Genomic DNA, 16,780 nt, shown 5'->3' with positions numbered 1-16,780 from the left:
GGGTTGCTGGGTGGAGGGGTGCGTTTCGGTGGTCATGCAGTGATCCTCGGCCGTGACGGGCAGCCCGCGTAAGTGCTAGAAATCGCACATGGCGCAAGAATCCTCTCAGGCGGCGGATCTCCGGCCGGGGTCATCGGGGCCGGGTCCGTCAGGGCCGGGTCCGTCAGGGCCGGTCCCGGGCCGGCTCCACCGCGTCGTCGTCATCGTCGACGAGAACTCCAACCCCTTCGAACTCGGCTGCGCGACCGAGGTGTTCGGCCTGCGCAGGCCCGAACTGGGGCGCGAGCTGTACGACTTCGCGCTCTGCTCCCCCGAGCCCGCCACCCTCATGCGGGACGGGTTCTTCACGCTCAGCGGAGTCGCGGGGCTCGACGCGGCCGACGGGGCGGACACGGTGATCGTGCCCAACCGGCCGGACACCGACGTGCCCCGGCGGCCCGCCGTCCTGGACGCCGTCCGGCGGGCGCACGCGCGCGGCGCCCGTCTCGTGGGGTTCTGCAGCGGAGCCTTCACGCTCGCCGAGGCGGGGGTGCTCGACGGGCGCAGGGCGACCGCGCACTGGCAGTGGGCCGACTCGTTCCGGGAGCGGTTTCCGGCCGTACGGCTCGAATCGGACGTGCTCTTCGTGGACGATGGCGACATCCTCACCGCGGCGGGCAGCTCGGCCGCACTGGATCTCGGGCTGCACCTGGTGCGCCGCGATCACGGAGCGGAGATCGCCAACGCCGTGAGCAGGCGGCTCGTGTTCGCCGCTCATCGGGACGGCGGCCAGCGTCAGTTCGTGGAGCGCCCGGTGCCCGACGTGCCGGACGTCTCGCTGGCACCCCTCCTTGCGTGGGCGCAGGAGCGACTGGGCGACTCGTCCACGCCGGGGGCGGGCGGCACGGGGTCTGGTGGTACGGGTCCGGGCGGCACGGGGCCCGGCGGTACGGGGCCCGGCGGTACGGGCGCTGGCGGTACGGGACCCGGCAGGCCGGGACCAAGCGGCACAGGCCCCCTCACCGTGGCCGCGCTCGCGGCCCGCGCCGGGGTCAGCCCGGCGACCCTGCACCGCCGCTTCCGCGCCCAGCTCGGCACCACCCCGCTGGCCTGGCTCACCGGTGAGCGCGTGGCCCTGGCCTGCCGGCTCATCGAGCGCGGTGAGGAACGCCTCGACGTGGTCGCCCGGCGCAGCGGCCTCGGCACCGCCGCCAATCTGCGGGCCAGGCTGCGCCGGGAGACGGGGCTCAGTCCCTCCGACTACCGGCGCAGGTTCGGCCCCGGCGGCGAGTCACCGGCGGCTGGCCGGATCCCGGCTGCCACCGCGGCCCGCACCCCGTGAAGACTGGCCTCTCCCACGCACCGGGCGCCGGCGCCCCCCGCGCGCCCTCGCCACCGAGCAGAGGCGGAACGCCATGCCGAACGGAGCGCAGTCCCCGAGCAGCCGAGCGCGGTCCCCGATCAACGGAGCGCGGTCCCTGATCAACGGCCTCGTGGGCGGGGGCGTCCGCGCGTGCTTCGCCAACCCCGGCACCTCCGAGCTGCACTTCGTGGCCGCGCTCGACGAGGCCCCCGAACTGCGGCCGGTGCTCTGCCTCTTCGAGGGCGTGGCGACGGGCGCCGCCGACGGGTACGGGCGGATGGCCGGGCGCCCCGCGTGCACCCTGCTGCACCTGGGTCCCGGCCTCGCGGGCGGCCTGCCCAATCTGCACAACGCGCGCCGGGCCGCGACGCCCCTCGTCAACATCGTCGGCGACCACGCCCTCGGCCACAAGCGCCTTGACGCGCCCCTGGAGTCCGACATCGGGGCGCTCGCGGGCACGGTGTCGGCCTGGACGCGGCGTACGTATCACGCCACCGAACTCGCCGATGACATCGCGCAGGCCCTCACCGCGGCGACCGGGCCGCCCGGGGCGATCGCGACACTGATCGTGCCGGCCGACGTGTCCTGGTCCGACGCGAAGCCCGACACGAAGCCCGACGCGGGGTCCGAGGCGGCCGCACCACCCGCACCCACCGCCGCGCGGCGCGGTCTCGTGTCGGTGGAGGCGGTGACGGGCGCGGCGGACGCCCTGCGGTCCGGTGAGGGCGTCGCCCTGCTGATCGGCGGGGAGGCCGCGCGCGGGGCCGGGCTCGTGGCCGCGGGGCGGGTGGCGGCGGCCACGGGCGCGAGGCTGCTGTGCGAGACGTTCCCGGCCCGCCTGGAACGTGGCGCGGGGCGGCCCGCCGTGGAGCGGCTCGCCTACCTCGTGTCCGGCGCGCGGGAGCAACTGGCAGGCGTACGGCACCTGGTGCTCGCCGGGGCGGCCTCGCCGGTCGCGTTCTTCGCCTACCCCGGGCAGGGCGGCGTGCTGGTGCCCGAGGGGTGTGCGGTGCATGTACTCGCGGCGGGCGCGGAGGACGTGACGGCGGCGCTCGAAGGGCTCGCCGAGGTGGTGGGGCCCGGTGTCTCCCCCGTACGGGAAGAGGCGCGGAGGCCCGCCCTGCCCTCCGGGGAGCTGACTGCCGAGTCGGCCGCGGCCGTGATCGGGGCGCTGCTCCCGGAGGACGCCATCGTGGTGGACGAGGCCATCACCTCGGGCATCTGGCTGCCCGGGGAGACGGCCGGGGCGCCGCCGCACGACTGGCTGACGCTGACCGGCGGTTCGATGGGGCAGGGGCTGCCGCTCGCGGTGGGCGCGGCGGTGGCGTGTCCCGACCGGCCGGTGCTCGCGCTGGTGGGTGACGGTGCCGCGATGTACACGCCGCAGGCGCTGTGGACGCAGGCCAGGGAGGGCCTTGACGTCACGACGGTCGTCTTCGACAACCGCTCGTACGCGATTCTGGGCCTGGAGCTGGGTGCGGCGGGCGGGGCCGGGGCGCGCAGGCTCCTCGACCTGTCCGCCCCGGCCCTGGACTTCGTCTCACTGGCACGCGGCATGGGCGTCCCCGCGGAACGGGCCACCACCGTGCGGGAGTTCGCGGCGTCGTTGAAGCGAGGTCTGGCGGAGCCGGGGCCGCTGCTCATCGACTGCGTCGTGCCGGCGCTCGGCTGAGAGCCCTCGGCGGACGCGCACCCCAGCCGCGTACCCCAGTCGCGTACCAAAGGGGCTGATTCACGGGCTCACCCGGTCCTGCACATTCCGCCACGGCGCGAACGCGCTCGCCCCGCGCGGCAGCAGGCCCGCGAGGTCCGGGCAGTGGCGCAGCAGGACGGACTTCATGCCGCCCTTCTGGACCCAGTCGATGCCGAGCGGCGTGTAGATCTCGGGGCGGAAGTCGACGGTGAGGAAGCGGTCGCTCTGGAGGCGCCGGGTGGCCATCAGGATGAAGACGCGGAAGGCGGTGTCGCTGAAGCCGAAGCCGTGCGGCGGGTTCTCGGCGAACAGGCCCACGACGGTGTCGATCTCGTCGACCGAGCGGTAGACGTCCTTGAGGCGGGCGACGGTCTCGGGGTCCTGTGAGAGGTCTTCGAAGCGGCGGAGGCGCTGCTTGTGCAGGCCCTCGCGGAAGTCGTTGTAGCGGGGCACGCCGCGCCTGCGGGTGCGGACCAGGTCGACGACGGAGAGGTCGATGATCTCGCCGTCGCGCTCGAACTGCTGGAGCGCGCGCGGGAAGTTGTGGAGCGTGATCGCGCCGGGGTGGGCGATGCCGAAGGAGTAGAGCGTGTCGGCGAGGCCCGTCTTGCGGAGGGCGGCCTCGGCGGCGACGCCCTGGATGTCGCGGAAGCCGAGCGTCTCCAGGCGCTGCCCGAAGTGGTGCTCGCGCAGCTCGAAGTCGTCGGGGATCAGCGGGTGCATGCGGTAGACGGTGACGAACTCCTCCGTCAGGGAGTACGGCGCCGTGTGGTGGTCGGGCAGGGTGTGCGGGATGCCCGTCAGCGAGTGCGATTCCAGCAGCCACAGGCCGAGCTTCTGGAGCCAACTGCCGGGCGGGCCCTCCCAGTTGGTATGCAGGCCGAGGTCGATGGCCTCGGTGGCGAGGACCGCCGGGGTCCACTCCACGGTGTGGATCTTGGCGATGAGCGCGGAGACGACGAGGCGTGCCGTGTGGTAGACGCTCTCCTGGCTCATCGAGGGGTAGGCGTGCCGCAGCGCGTCGCAGACCGCGTTGTGCTCGCGGGCGAAGAGGGTGTGCATGGCGCTGAGCCCCATCCACCAGCTCTCGGCGAAGCCGGTCAGCGGGACGCCGTTCGGGCCGAGCGGCAAGTGCCCCTCGTCCAGGCGGAGTTTGGCGCCGCCGTCCGGCTCGCGCAGATACTTGGCGGTCTGTTCGTTCTCGCCGTACACCTCGGAGCCGTCCCACCAGTGGGAGGCGGCGTTGGCGAAGAGGATCGGCGGCCGCTCGCCGGGGAGTTCGATGCCTTCGTTCTCGGCAAAGCGCATCACGCGCTCCGGGGGCCCGCCCGGGGTGTTCTGCCAGGTGCCGCCGGGCGGCAGCGGCACCTCGACGCACTTGCCGCCCGGCTTGTGGCGGCGGTGGTTGACCCAGTCGTGGACCTGGAACTGGATCCAGGCGGCGGCCAGGACGTTCAGCGAGGTGGCGGGCAGGAACGTGTCGCGGTGGAGGAGTTGGCGGCTGACCGTGACCGGGTTCGGTATGTCGAAGAGGTCGGGCCGGTGGACCGGCTCGAGGTTGCGTCCGAAGGGCGCGCCGACGGCTCCCATGGCGGGGCGGGAGAGGTCGTTGTACGACCCGTCGTACGAGCGGGCGGTGCGCAGCCGTTCGTCGGGCGGGGCGGGCACGGGCATGGTCTTGGGCGGTGCCTCGTGCGTGTCGGTGTCGATGAGGTTGCGGCGGCGCAGCGCCTTGCGCAGGAAGACGAGGTTGAGCAGGCTCGCCGCCAACGGCAGCCTGTGCCAGGGCACATAGCGGTTCAGGAGCCGGAACGCGGCCTCGGCCGGGATGCCGAGCGCCCTGTTGCGCAGCGGTTCCCCGGTGACGAAGCGCAGGCCGTGGCGGTGGGCCGCGCTCGCTTCGTACGCGGCCTTGCGGGCCCGGTTGAGGTTGCCGAGGGGGCGGAAGTCGTCGGTGGTGAACCATGGGTTGAAGCCCATGGTCTCGACGCGCCGGCTCGCGGCGCGTGCCCCCGCGGTGTCGAGGTCCTGGCTCGGCACGGTGAGCGTGGCGACGGGCAGCGCGGGGGCGACGGACTCCCGCCACTCGACGGAGCCGTCCTCGACGGGGGTGCGCCGCTCGTCGACGTACCGCTGGACGCACAGGTCGAAGGTGAGGTCCTGGCGGGCGAGGCGGGTCTCCAGATCGCGGCGCAGGTACTGCGGGTCGTGGCGTCCCCGGGTGGCCTTGGCGGTGGGGCCGTGGCCGTGGGGGCGCAGCAGATAGCGGACCGGGCCTGCCTCGCACCAGAGGATGGCACTGCGGCTCCAGTACGTCTCGGCCGCGAGGCTGGTGACCTCACGGCGGGCGCCGGCCCGGACGTTGCGGCGCATCCGGGCGGCCGTGGACGGGCCGACGGCGAGCGGGAGCTTGACGAAGAGCGCGACGGCCTTCCGTACGCGGGTCGTGGCGCCCGCCATCGCCTTGGCGAAGGCCACGAACTCGCGGGCATCGCGGGCGTGCGAGACCGGGTGGTTGGTGGCGAGCAGATCGTGGCTCTCCTCGGCGGACACGGCCACGCGTACGGCGATGCCCCGCAGGTCGGGTGCCCCGTCGGCCTGCCGTACGCCGCTCGCGTGGGAGAACCGCACGGTCGCCGGGTAGGAGGCGCCGGGTTGCGCGAAGCCGCCGCGCAACGCCTCGGGGAGGTCGTCGTGGAAGCGGAGCCTGGCGTTCTCCACGCCGAGGGCGGCCTTGGCGTGCAGGGCGCGTTCGAGGTCGGCGGCGCGGCTCGCGCGGCGGTTCTTCTCCTGGACCCGCATCAGCTCGGCGGCCAGGCGTTCGCAGATCCGGCGTTCCGCTTCGGGGCTGCCGCCCATATAGCGCTCGTACGTTTGCTGGGGCTGCTGGTGCTGATGGTGCTGTCCGGTGTCGGCCATCGGGCGCCTCTTCCATCGCACGGCGTACGGGACTGCGTGAGGGACAGGGAGCAGGCAGACGCTACTGGCGGCACCGGTCGCCCGCAGCGAGGGTTCCCGCCTATGTGCGGGGTCGCCCCTGGGGCTCGAACAGGCGGTCGGGGCTGGGCGTTTGGGCCCGTCGTGGGCTTCCGGCGCGGGCCGGCGGGCGGCGGCGGCCCGCCCGGACACACCCCGTGTGAACCTCCGCTTCCCAGCAGCCCCACGCGCACGGGCGCGCGGGTGGCCGGGTCCCGACGGGCGTCCGCACACGGGGTGCGCGCGCGTCGCCCTGCGGCGAGCGTGCGTGCCGGGCGTCGGGGCGCGGGCGGGGGTTGAAAGACAGGCCCTCAGTCGATGAACGTGCCGTCGACGTACACCCACGCCCCGTCGAGCCGCTCGAAGCGGCTCCGCTCGTGCAGGGCCTCGGGGCGGCCCCCGTCGGTGTACCGGGCCCGGAAGGTCACCGTGCCCGTCGTGTGGAAGGCGGTGCCCTCGGTGGTGTCCTCGATCTCCAGGCCCACCCAGCGCAGCGCCGGGTCGAACTCCACGCGGGGCGGCCGGGTCCCGGGGTGCCAGGTGCGCAGCAGATACGGCTCGTCCCGCACCGCGAAGGCGCTGTAGCGCGAGCGCATCAGCTCCTCGGGGGAAGCCGCGGCGGCCTCGCCCCTGTGCAGTCGGCCGCAGCACTTCTCGTACGGCTCGGGGTGGCCGCAGGGGCAGGTCGTGGGGCGTGGTGCGGGGCGGGGCGTGGCGCGTCGGGACATGGCGTCCATTGTCGCCGACCGCGCCGGGCGCCCGGTGTCAGGGCGCCAGGATGTCCAGCTCCTCCAGGGCGCCCAGGGCGATCTGCCGCGTCAGCGCCTCGGCGCGGGCCGCGTCGCCCTCCCGGACGGCCTCGGCGACCTGGACGTGCAGGGAGACGGCGGGCGGGTCGGGGTCCTCGAACATCACCTGGTGGGCGGTGCGGCCGGTCAGGACCTCGGCGACGACATCGCCGAGCCGGGCGAACATCTCGTTGCCGGAGGAGTTGAGGATGGCCCGGTGGAAGGCGACGTCGTACCTCAGATAGGCCTCCAGCTGGTGGCCGCGCGAGTGGGCGACCATGCCGAGCGCGCACTCGGTCAGCTCCGCGCACTGGGCGGCCGTGGCGTGCCGGGCGGCGAGGCCCGCGGCGACCGGCTCGACCGCGGAGCGCAGCACGGTGAGGGAGCGCAGCTGGCGCGCCCGGTCGGCGCCGGCGAGACGCCACCGGATGACCTGCGGGTCGTAGACGTTCCACTCCTCGGCGGGCAGTACGGTCACGCCCACCCGGCGCCGGGAGGAGACGAGGTGCATGGACTCGAGGACCCGGACCGCCTCCCGCATGACGGAGCGGGACACCTCGAAGCGCTTGGCCAGCTCGTCCGTGCGCAGAACGCTGCCCGGCGGGTACTCGCCCGCCGTGATGGCGGGCCCGAGGCTTTCCAGTACGCGGGAGTGGAGCCCTCGGGTCTGTGCGGTCATGACGGAAGCCTACGAGGAGACGGCGGCGAGCAATAAGTCAGACTTTTATGTCACAGGGTCTTGAATTCGTCATACCTTATGGGTTTCAGTGGCGTGAACGAACCGAACCGGCCACCACCCGGCCGACCTGTGTCGGTGGTGCCGGTGATGTCGAGAATGTCGATGAAGACAGCGAGGCACGCAGCGATGAACACCCCCCACGTCGTCGTGATCATGGGTGTGGCAGGGACCGGCAAGACCACGATCGGGCCCCTGCTCGCGGACCGGCTCGGCGTCCCGTACGCCGAGGGCGACGACTTCCACCCGCCGGAGAACGTCCGGAAGATGTCCTCCGGCACGCCGCTCACCGACGACGACCGCTGGCCCTGGCTCGATGCCATCGGCGCGTGGGCGCACGGGCGTGCGGGGCGCGGTGGGGTGGTCAGCAGCTCGGCGCTCAAGCGGGCCTATCGGGACCGGCTGCGTTCGGTCGCCCCCGACGTCGTCTTCGTCCACCTCACCGGGGACCGGAAGCTCATCGAGGATCGGATGAGGCAGCGTAAGGGGCACTTCATGCCTACGGCGCTCCTGGATTCGCAGTTCGCCACGCTTCAGCCTCTTGGGGTGGATGAGGCGGGCGTCTGTGTTGATGTGGCCGGGTCTCCCGAGGAGATCGCCGAGCGGGCCGTTGAGGCCTTGGGGCGGCTCGGCTGAGGTTTTATCTGCGGGCCGTATGTGGCTGGTCGCGCCCACGCGGCGGAGCCGCATATGTCACTGCCCCGCGCCCCTTCGGGGCGCTTTCTCGCACCCTCGTACAAGGAAACCCACCGTGACTCATCTCAGCGTCGAGATGCTGGCAGCGGGGTCCGTCGAGCCGATCACCTCGGCGGGCCATGCCCAGCTGGGGATCGCCGTCCTCGCGGGCATCGCCGTCATCGTCCTGCTCATCACCAAGTTCAAGCTGCACGCCTTTCTCGCGCTGACCATCGGGTCGCTCGCACTCGGCGCCTTCTCGGGCGCCCCGCTCGACAAGGCCATCGCCAGCTTCACGACCGGCCTCGGCTCGACCGTCGCGGGCGTGGGCGTGCTCATCGCGCTCGGCGCCATCCTCGGGAAGCTGCTCGCCGACTCCGGGGGCGCCGACCAGATCGTCGACACGATCCTCGCCAAGGCGGGCGGGCGCGCGATGCCGTGGGCGATGGTCCTCATCGCCTCCGTGATCGGCCTGCCGCTCTTCTTCGAGGTCGGCATCGTGCTGCTGATCCCGGTGGTCCTGATGGTCGCCAAGCGCGGCAACTACTCGCTGATGCGGATCGGCATCCCGGCCCTGGCCGGCCTCTCCGTGATGCACGGGCTCATCCCGCCGCACCCCGGCCCGCTCGTCGCCATCGACGCGGTGAAGGCCAACCTCGGTGTCACGCTGGCCCTCGGCGTACTCGTCGCCATCCCCACGGTGATCATCGCGGGGCCGCTCTTCTCGAAGGTCGCGGCGCGCTGGGTGGATGTACCGGCCCCCGAGAAGATGATTCCGCAGCGCCCCTCGGAAGACCTGGAGAGGCGTCCCGGCTTCGGCGCCACGGTGGCGACCGTGCTGCTGCCCGTCGTCCTGATGCTGGCCAAGGCGCTGGTGGACATCGTGGTCGACGACCCCGAGGCCACCGTGCAGCGGGTCTTCGACGTCATCGGGTCGCCGCTCGTGGCGCTGCTCGCCGCGGTGATCGTCGGCATGTTCACGCTGGGCCGGGCGGCCGGCTTCACCAAGGACCGCCTCTCCACGACCGTCGAGAAGTCGCTCGCCCCGATCGCGGGCGTACTGATGATCGTGGGCGCGGGCGGCGGCTTCAAGCAGACGCTCATCGACGTCGGCGTGGGCCAGATGATCCTGGACTTCTCCAAGGACTGGTCGATCCCCGCGCTGCTGCTCGCCTGGCTGATCGCGGTGGCCATCCGGCTCGCGACGGGCTCGGCGACGGTCGCGACGATCTCGGCGGCGGGGCTTGTGGCGCCGCTGGCGGCGGACATGTCGACCTCGCACACCGCGCTGCTCGTGCTGGCCATCGGTGCGGGGTCGCTGTTCTTCTCGCATGTCAATGACGCGGGGTTCTGGCTGGTCAAGGAGTACTTCGGGCTGGACGTCGGTCAGACGATCAAGACGTGGTCCGTTATGGAGACGATCATCTCTGTGGTGGCGGGGGCGCTTGTTCTCCTGCTGTCCTTGGTCATCTAGCGCCCGCCGAGGGCACCGCCTCGGGGCTCCGCCCCCGACCCCGCTCCTCAAACGCCGGAGGGGCTGCATCCTGCAGCCCCTCCGTTTCTTCTACGCCTCGGGCGACGACGACGCCTTCTCCAGTTGGAACGCCTCGTTGCCCAGGCCGATGCGCACGTGTGCCTCGGGGTTCCTCGCGCGCAGGATCGCCCCGTGGACCACTCCGATGACCGCCGCCAGGAGGATGATCCCGGGCAGCGCCCAGCTCAGCGCCGAGTCGGGGCCCGCGCCGACCAGGACGTCGAAGTCCTTCACGGTGTAGCCCGCGATGACGAGGAGCCCCACCGCGGCGAGCGCGGACGCGGTGATCCGCCAGGCCTGGGCGCGCGCCGCGCCGCGGCGGGCGAAGAAGACGATGACGGCGATGGACGCGGTGGCCATCAGCAGGATCACGCCGAGCGCGCCGATGTTGCCGCCCCAGGTGAACAGGTGCAGCACGGGAGCGGTCGGGTCGCCCGCCTCGCCGTCGTCGGCGACGGCGAAGCCCACGACCACCACGACCGAGACGACGGTCTGGAGCAGCGAGCCGGTGCCGGGCGCGCCGGTGGAGGTGTTGGTGCGGCCGAACGCGGCGGGCAGCAGCCTCTCGCGGCCCATCGCGAAGGCGTACCGCGCGACCACGTTGTGGAAGCTGAGGATCGCCGCGAACATGCCGGTCACGAAGAGGACATGGAGTACGTCGGTGAACGTGCCGCCGAGCCGGGACTCGGTGAGGCCGAAGAGCAGGCCCGCGCTCTGCTCCCGCGCGGCCGGGACGATTCCCGAGGGGCCCGCCGCGACCGTCAGCGCCCAGGAGCTGAGCGCGAAGAAGACGGCGACGAAGCCGACGGCGAAGAACATCACGCGGGCCACGACGACCTGCGGACGGCTGGTCTCCTCGGCGTAGACGGGGGCTTGTTCGAAGCCGGTGAAGGCCGCGATGCAGAAGCACAGGGAGGTGGCGACGCCCGCGCCGGAGAGCGTGTCGAGGTGGAACGCCTCCAGGGACAGGCCCTCCTTCGCCGGGTCGGCGATGGCCGCGATGTCGAAGATGACGACGAGCGCCACCTCGATGAGCAGCAGCACGCCGAGCACGCGCGCGTTCAGGTCGATCTTCAGCCACGCGAGTACGGCGACGAGGGCGACGGTGACCAGCGCCGGGATCCACCAGGCGACCTCGACGTCGGCATACGTCCGGAGCAGCCCGGACACCTCGAAGCCGAGCAGGCCGTACAGGCCCGCCTGGAGGGCGCTGTAGGCGACGAGCGCGACCACCGAGGCGCCGGCGCCCGCGGTTCCGCCGAGGCCGCGGGATATGTACGCGTAGAACGCGCCGGCGTTGTGCACGTGCCGGCTCATCTCCGCGTACCCGAGGCTGAAGAGCGCGAGGACGACGCCGAGGATGAGGAAGAGCAGGGGCTGGCCGACGATGCCCATCACGCCGTAGGTGGTGGGCATGACACCGGCGACGACCATCAGCGGGCCGGTCGCCGCGAGCACGGAGAGCAGCAGGCCCGCCGTGCCGAGCCGGCCCGCGCGCAGCGCGCGCTCCTGCCCCTTGTACGTGCTGATCCCGCTGTCACCCGTCGGTTCGCTGAGGGATCTGGTGCCGCTCGTGCTCGAACTGCCCGTCGCCATGGCGCGGTTGTCCTTTCGGGGGTACGGATGTCTCGGGGTACGGATCAAGGGGAATGGGTATGCACGGCCGGTCCGCGCCTGTTCAGGCCGAGCCGAGCGCGGTGGCGCGCGCGGCGGTGAACGCTCGGTACGGCTCCCGGTCCGGGTACGACCAGGGGGCCGGGGTGGCGTGGTGTCCGATGCGGTGGAAGAGCGCGGCGGCCTCCGCCGCCCTGCCCTCGCAGCACTTGGCGTGGGCGAGGAAGTTGAGGTCGACGTGGCAGCGCGGGTGGGACGGCCCGCCGGGCGTCTCCCACTCCAGCCACCAGTCGAAGGCGGCCTTCATGACACCGCGGGCCCTGCGCCCGGTCCAGTGCCCGGAGGCCGCCGGGTCGGGCGGTTCCATGCCCGCGGTGGCGAGGACGCGGTAGCGCTCGGCGTGCGCGATGACCGGCAGCACCGCCAACGGCGAGTCGACGGGGGCCTGTTCGGCCGCCCAGGCGGCGAAGTCGTACACCTCGTGCAGGGGGTCCTGGCCCGCGCCGGGGCGGCGCTCGGCGAGCCTCGCGACCATCAGGTGGTGGGCGTGGTGGTGCTCGGGGTGGCGGTGGCGGACCTCGTCGAAGAGGCGTACGACGTCCTCCTCGCGGCCCAGCGACCGTTCGAGCAGGAGCAGCGCGAGCCAGGGCGTCGGGTCGGCGGGGACGCGGGTGGCCGCCTCGCGGCACAGGGCGCGCACCTTGTCCGAGCGTTCCTTGCCGCGCAGCGCCTTGTGGACGGCGCTGAAGGCGAGCAGCACCTCGGCGTCGTAGCTCTCGGGCTCCACGAGCCGCCAGTCGCGGGCCCAGGCGGCGGTGGTGGGCTCCTGTCCGAGGACGTCGAAGCGGTGCCCCCTGCGGTCCCAGTCGTCGCCGGTGGCGGCGAGCAGCGCGCGGACCTCGATCCAGCGCCCCTGCGCCAACGCGGCCCGGGCGTCGACGAGTTCGGTGTCGTCGAGCGCGGCGTCGAAAGCGTGCGCCGCGGCCCTCTTGCGGGAACGGCCCAGTGGGGGTGGGGGTGGGGACACCGCGGGACTTCCTCCCCGGCGCGGTTCGCGTACGGATGATCACGCACAGCAAAGCGGTAGGCACCAGTCCACGTCAAGGGCAGCCTAACCTTCTCCCTTCACCAACTCGTTTCACGATCTGCGGACTTCGCCCTTCACCTGGGAGAACCCCGCTTGGCAAAGAGCTGCTCAACTCACCTCGCGGGCCGCCGCTCGCCCTGCGGTGCGCCCGGAGAAGAGGCAGCCGCCGAGGAAGGTGCCTTCGAGCGAGCGGTAGCCGTGCACTCCCCCGCCCCCGAAACCGGCGGCCTCCCCTGCCGCGTACACACCGGCGAGAGGTTCGCCGCCCTCGGTCAGGACGCGTGAGGAGAGGTCGGTCTCCAGGCCGCCGAGTGTCTTGCGGGTGAGGATGTTGAGGCGGACGGCGATCAGCGGGCCCGCCTTGGGGTCGAGGATGCGGTGCGGTGCCGCGGCCCTGATGAGACGGTCGCCGACGAACTTGCGGGCGCCTCGGATGGCGGTGACCTGGAGGTCCTTGGTGAAGGGGTTGGTGATCTCGCGGTCGCGCGCGACGAGGGTGCGGCGCAGCGCGGCCTCGTCGATCAGGGGCTCCTTGGTGAGCGCGTTCATGCCGCGCACCAGCGCGCCGAGGTCCTTCTCCACCACGAAGTCGACGCCGTGGTCCATGAACGCCTTGACGGGGCCCGGCACTTCGGAGCGCGCCCGGTCGATGACGCCGCGCACGGACTTGCCGGTCAGGTCGGGGTTCTGCTCGGAGCCGCTGAGCGTGAACTCCTTGCCGATGATGCGCTGGTTGAGGACGAACCAGGTGTGGTCGTAGCCGGTGGCCATGATGTGGTGCAGCGTGCCGAGGGTGTCGAAGCCGGGGAAGAGCGGCACGGGCAGGCGGTCGCCGCGCGCGTCCAGCCACAGCGAGGAGGGGCCGGGCAGGATGCGGATGCCGTGCCGCTCCCAGATGGGGTTCCAGTTCTGGATGCCCTCGGTGTAGTGCCACATGCGGTCGCGGTTGATGAGGCGCGCCCCGGCGCTCTCCGCGATGCCGAGCATCTTGCCGTCCACGTGCGCGGGCACCCCGGAGATCATCTTCTCGGGCGGGGTGCCGAGCCGCTCCGGCCAGTTGGCGCGGACGAGGTCGTGGTTGCCGCCGATGCCGCCCGAGGTCACGATCACCGCCTGGGCCCGGAACTCGAAGGTTCCCGCCACCTCGCGGCTGCTGGCCTTGCCGCGCTCGACGCCGGAGGGTTCGAGGACCTCGCCGCTGACGGTGTCGACGGCGCCCGCGCTGCGCGTGAGCCCGGTGACGCGGTGGCGGAACCTCAGCTGGACGAGGCCGCGTGCGACCCCGGCCCGCACCCGGCGCACGAACGGCGCAAGCAGCCCGGGGCCCGTCCCCCAGGTGATGTGGAAGCGCGGCACCGAGTTGCCGTGGCCCTGCGCGTCGTAGCCGCCGCGCTCGGCCCAGCCGACGACCGGGAAGAAGCGCACGCCCTGCCCGTGCAGCCAGGACCGCTTCTCGCCGGCCGCGAAGTCGACGTACGCCTCTGCCCACTTGCGCGGCCAGTGGTCCTCGGGGCGGTCGAACGCGGCGGTGCCCATCCAGTCCTGGAGGGCCAGCGCGTGGGAGTCCTTGATGCGAAGCCGCCGCTGCTCGGGCGAGTCCACGAAGAAGAGGCCGCCGAAGGACCAGTGTGCCTGCCCGCCGATGGACTGCTCGGGCTCCTGGTCGACGAGGATGACCCGGCGGCCCGCGTCGACGAGTTCCGCGGTCGCCGCGAGTCCGGCGAGCCCCGCCCCGATCACGATCACATCTGCGTCGTACGCCATAGGGGTCGTCCTCCTCGACAGGGGCCCGTGAAGTTACCGGTGGGTCAGATCCTGGGCAGCGGAAGGGCCCACGTCAACCGGCGGAGGGGTGCGTCTTCTGGGACGTGTGCCGGGGGAAGGGGTCCGAGGCTGAACGGCTCACCCGGATGCCGTGGCCGACGGGCGCGGCCCGCGGGAGGGGGTAGGCGTACCGAGCAAGCGCACCGCGTACCGGGCAGCGGACCGGTACCGGTGCCCGTCCCGGCACCCGTACGGCAGGAAGGCAGACCCATGAGCGCATCGGCCCACCCGCACAGGGCTCCCGGCGCGCGGCCCGAGCCGCGCAGGTCGATGGTGGTGTGCGGGGTGCTCGGGGTGGCGGTGACGGCCGCGGTCGACGAGATCGTCTTCCACCAGCTCCTGGGATGGCACCACTTCTACGACCGCTCCACCCCCGGTGTGGGCCTGCTCTCCGACGGACTGCTGCACACGGGCGAGCTGCTGGGGCTGGTCGCCGGGTTCTTCCTCTACGCCGACCTGCGCCGCCGCCGCGCTCTGGTCCCGGCCCACGCGTGGGCCGGGTTCTTCCTGGGCACGGGGGTCTTCCAGCTGTTCGACGGAATCGTGGACCACAAACTGCTGCGCCTGCACCAGATCCGCTACGGCGTGGACGTCACCCCGTACGACTGGGCGTGGAACCTCGCCGGTCTGGCGCTGCTGCTGATCGGCGGGGTACTGGCGGTCCGCGCGGCCCGCCGCGGCAGGGCGGTCACGTCGTGACACTCGCGCACGTCCATCCCGGGCCGGCCACGGGCCCGGGCCTGCCCGAGCGGGTTGCCGTCGCGCTCGCGTTGCCGGTGGCCACCGGCTATGTGCTTGCCGCGGCCCGGCTGCGGCGGCGGCAGGACGCCTGGCCCCGGTGGCGGGAGGTGTCCTTCACCGCCGGGTGTGCGGGAGTGGCCTGGGCGGCGGTGGGCCCGCTGCCGGGCGGGCCGTTCACCGCCCACATGGTCCAGCACCTGATCGTCGGCATGGCGGCCCCGCTGCTGCTCGTCCTGGCCCGCCCGCTCACCCTGGCTCTGCGCGCCCTGGCGCCCGGTGCCGCCCGCAGGGGGCTGCTGGCCCTGGTGCACTCCCGTGCCGCGGGCCTGCTGGTCTTCCCGCCGCTTGCGGCCCTGCTCGATGCCGGGGGGCTGTGGCTGCTGTACCGCACCGGGCTGTTCGCGGCCATGCGGCACGAGCCGTGGCTCCATGCCGCCGTGCATACACACGTCCTGATCGCCGGGCTGCTGTTCACCTTCGCCGTCTGCCCGCTCGACCCCGTGCGCCGCCGCTGGAGTCTTCTCCTGCGCGGGACGACCCTGCTGGCGGTCGGCACCGCGCATGCCGTACTCGCCAAGACCCTGTACGCCGCGCCGCCGCCCGGTACCGCCGTCACCAACGCCGACCTGCACGCCGGCGCCCAGCTGATGTACTACGGCGGCGACCTGGTCGAACTCGTCCTCACCGTCACCGTGGCCGTCCAGTGGTACGCCACCACCGGCCGCGCCCACGCCCGGGCCACCGCCCGCCGCAGGACCGGTGAGGTTGGATGGCCGGCATGACGTCACACAATCGGCCCCTGCCCGACCCCCGCGAAGAGGTCCTGACCATCGTCGACGAGCACGACGAGGTGATCGGCGAGGCCCCGCGCGGCGAGGCGTACGCGCGGGGTCTGCGCCACCGCTGCGTGTTCATCCAGGCGCGGGACGCCGAGGGCCGCGTCTTCGTGCACCGCCGCACCGCCACCAAGCTGGTCTTCGCCTCGCTGTACGACATGTTCGTCGGCGGTGTGGTCGGGGCGGGCGAGGCCTGTGACGACGCGGCACTGCGCGAGGCGTGCGAGGAGCTGGGGGTCGCGGAACTTCCCCGCCCGACTCCCCTGTTCAAGTTCCTCTACGACGACGGCGCGGGGCGCACCTGGTGGGCGTACCTCTACGAAGTGCGCTGCGAGGTGCCGGTGAGCCCGCAGGTCGAGGAGGTCGCCTGGCACACCTTCCTCACCGACGAGGAGTTGGAGGGGCGGCTCGACGAGTGGGAGTGGGTGCCGGACGGGCTCGACGCCTACCACCGCCTGAAGGCCTTCCGCGCGAGCTGATCGGCACGGCTTGCTGATCGGCACGGCTTGCTGATCGGCACGGCTTATGGTGCGGCCGTGAGCAATTTCGTACAGAGCCTGAGGCTGTGGTTCGCGCCCGAACGCGTCCGCGAGGAGGGCGACACCCCGGACTACCGCTTCTCGCTCGCCAACGAACGCACCTTCCTGGCCTGGCTGCGCACCGCGCTCGCGCTGATCGGCGGCGGCTTCGCCGTGGACCAGTTCCTGCCGGACCTGCGCTGGGGCTGGCGGATCGGGCTCGCGCTCGCGCTGCTCGCCGCGGGCGTCCTGTGCTCGCTGCGGGCGGTCAACCACTGGGTGCGCTGCGAGCGGGCCATGCGGCGCGGCGAGGACCTGCCGGTGGGCCGCTTCCCGACGGTGCTGAGCCTGGTGGTCGCGGTGGTGGCGCTCGCCATGGTGGTGGTCGTGCTCTTCGGGTGGGAGGGGTGACGGAC

Annotated in this window: 14 protein-coding genes; 8 read left to right on the top strand and 6 right to left on the bottom strand. The window is 72.8% G+C overall.

Going from position 1 to position 16,780, the window contains the following annotated elements:
• Positions 1-88: 88 nt before the first annotated feature.
• Complete coding sequence (locus GKQ77_RS13005; RefSeq protein ID WP_258021249.1) at positions 89-1,321, top strand: helix-turn-helix domain-containing protein; 1,233 nt, start codon at positions 89-91, stop codon at positions 1,319-1,321.
• Positions 1,322-1,394: 73 nt separating this feature from the next.
• Positions 1,395-3,014, top strand: a complete 1,620-nt coding sequence (locus tag GKQ77_RS13000) for an acetolactate synthase large subunit (protein WP_219688879.1) — start codon at positions 1,395-1,397, stop codon at positions 3,012-3,014.
• Between the two features lie 60 nt (positions 3,015-3,074).
• On the opposite strand, the gene GKQ77_RS12995 is transcribed toward GKQ77_RS13000, so the two are convergent.
• The 3 genes from GKQ77_RS12995 to GKQ77_RS12985 all read right to left on the bottom strand — a co-directional run bounded on the left by GKQ77_RS12995 (position 3,075) and on the right by GKQ77_RS12985 (position 7,478).
• On the bottom strand, positions 3,075-5,954 hold the full coding sequence (locus tag GKQ77_RS12995) for a peroxidase family protein (protein ID WP_219688878.1): 2,880 nt from the start codon (positions 5,952-5,954) through the stop codon (positions 3,075-3,077).
• A 368-nt stretch (positions 5,955-6,322) separates the two neighbouring features.
• On the bottom strand, positions 6,323-6,739 hold the full coding sequence (locus GKQ77_RS12990; protein ID WP_219688877.1) for a YchJ family protein: 417 nt from the start codon (positions 6,737-6,739) through the stop codon (positions 6,323-6,325).
• Positions 6,740-6,776: 37 nt separating this feature from the next.
• Positions 6,777-7,478 (bottom strand): FadR/GntR family transcriptional regulator, encoded by a 702-nt coding sequence (locus GKQ77_RS12985; RefSeq protein WP_219688876.1) that lies wholly within the window; start codon positions 7,476-7,478, stop codon positions 6,777-6,779.
• 186 nt (positions 7,479-7,664) lie between these two features.
• Here GKQ77_RS12985 and GKQ77_RS12980 point away from each other — a divergent pair, with 186 nt between their 5' ends.
• Positions 7,665-8,171 (top strand): gluconokinase, encoded by a 507-nt coding sequence (locus GKQ77_RS12980; protein WP_219688875.1) that lies wholly within the window; start codon positions 7,665-7,667, stop codon positions 8,169-8,171.
• Between the two features lie 115 nt (positions 8,172-8,286).
• The gene (locus GKQ77_RS12975; RefSeq protein WP_219688874.1) at positions 8,287-9,684 is read left to right on the top strand and encodes a GntT/GntP/DsdX family permease; all 1,398 of its coding nucleotides are present in this window, start codon (positions 8,287-8,289) and stop codon (positions 9,682-9,684) included.
• Positions 9,685-9,774: 90 nt separating this feature from the next.
• Here GKQ77_RS12975 and GKQ77_RS12970 read toward each other — a convergent pair whose 3' ends face one another.
• The 3 genes from GKQ77_RS12970 to GKQ77_RS12960 form a co-directional block, all read right to left on the bottom strand.
• Complete coding sequence (locus GKQ77_RS12970) at positions 9,775-11,340, bottom strand: APC family permease (RefSeq protein ID WP_219688873.1); 1,566 nt, start codon at positions 11,338-11,340, stop codon at positions 9,775-9,777.
• A gap of 82 nt (positions 11,341-11,422) precedes the next feature.
• Positions 11,423-12,385, bottom strand: a complete 963-nt coding sequence (locus tag GKQ77_RS12965) for a hypothetical protein (protein ID WP_219688872.1) — start codon at positions 12,383-12,385, stop codon at positions 11,423-11,425.
• A gap of 168 nt (positions 12,386-12,553) precedes the next feature.
• A complete protein-coding gene (locus GKQ77_RS12960) occupies positions 12,554-14,209 on the bottom strand; it encodes an FAD-binding dehydrogenase (protein ID WP_219688871.1) in 1,656 nt (551 codons plus the stop codon).
• Positions 14,210-14,479: 270 nt separating this feature from the next.
• Between GKQ77_RS12960 and GKQ77_RS12955 the strand changes: the two genes are divergently transcribed.
• The 4 genes from GKQ77_RS12955 to GKQ77_RS12940 are packed head-to-tail and all read left to right on the top strand — an operon-like array spanning position 14,480 to position 16,775.
• Entirely contained in the window at positions 14,480-14,968 is a 489-nt protein-coding gene (locus GKQ77_RS12955; protein ID WP_219688870.1) for a DUF2243 domain-containing protein, read from the top strand.
• Positions 14,965-15,792, top strand: coding sequence for a cytochrome c oxidase assembly protein (locus tag GKQ77_RS12950; protein WP_219688869.1), 828 nt, complete (start codon positions 14,965-14,967; stop codon positions 15,790-15,792). The genes GKQ77_RS12955 and GKQ77_RS12950 overlap by 4 nt, the downstream gene beginning before the upstream one ends.
• Entirely contained in the window at positions 15,780-16,325 is a 546-nt protein-coding gene (locus GKQ77_RS12945; protein ID WP_372459867.1) for an NUDIX hydrolase, read from the top strand. Before GKQ77_RS12950 ends, GKQ77_RS12945 begins: the two co-directional genes overlap by 13 nt.
• Before the next feature lie 57 nt (positions 16,326-16,382).
• The gene (locus GKQ77_RS12940; protein WP_219688867.1) at positions 16,383-16,775 is read left to right on the top strand and encodes a YidH family protein; all 393 of its coding nucleotides are present in this window, start codon (positions 16,383-16,385) and stop codon (positions 16,773-16,775) included.
• The last annotated feature ends 5 nt before the right edge of the window (positions 16,776-16,780 follow it).

Source organism: Streptomyces anatolicus (assembly GCF_019400875.1).
Taxonomy (GTDB): domain Bacteria; phylum Actinomycetota; class Actinomycetes; order Streptomycetales; family Streptomycetaceae; genus Streptomyces; species Streptomyces anatolicus.
This window is presented reverse-complemented; position numbering and strand designations above follow the sequence as displayed.